The sequence below is a fragment of the Pseudomonas salicis genome, from assembly GCF_057128705.1.
This window is the reverse complement of sequence record NZ_JBSKHU010000021.1, coordinates 1-576: the sequence shown is the minus strand read 5'-3', so window position 1 is coordinate 576 and position 576 is coordinate 1. Positions and strand designations below refer to the sequence as shown.

Here is a 576-nt window from a genome sequence, read left to right as displayed (position 1 = left end):
AAGCAAGCGCGCATGACGCTGGAAATCGCCCTCATGGCCGACGGCGTCAAGCCTGCCGATGTCTACACGGTACTGGCGACCAAGGCGGGTCAGGATCGCGCCTTCGCCAAGCTGGATGAGATCAAGCCCCACATCCAATGGTGGGAAACCGGTGCTCAACCCCTTGAATGGCTGTCGTCCGGCAGCGTTGCGGTCACGGCCGCCTATAACGGTCGGATCGCCATCGCCAATCAGCAAGGCGGACACTTCCCCCTGATCTGGAACCAGCAGCTCTACAGCATGGATTACTGGACGATCATCAAGGGCACGCCAAACCTCGCAGACAGCTACGCCCTGCTCGACTACATGGTCAGCCCCAAAGCCCAGACCGCCTTCGCTCAAGCGATCCCCTACGGCATCGTCAACGCCAAAGCCCAGGCTGCACTGGACAAGCAGACGCTGAGCAATCTGCCCACAGCCCCCGCGAACCTGGAAAACGCCCTGTTGCTCGACACGCCGTTCTGGGTCAACTACGAGGAAGACCTGATGGCGCGCTTCACCAATTGGGCGGCGAAGTAAGCCCGTCCTTTGCTTGAA

Annotated in this window: 1 protein-coding gene; it reads left to right on the top strand. The window is 60.6% G+C overall.

Translation table 11 applies throughout. The annotated features are described in order from the left end of the window. Positions 1–558, top strand: a 558-nt coding sequence (locus tag ACWKWE_RS29230) for an extracellular solute-binding protein (protein ID WP_483852490.1), incomplete at its 5' end; no start/stop codon positions are given. Positions 559–576 lie beyond the last annotated feature (18 nt).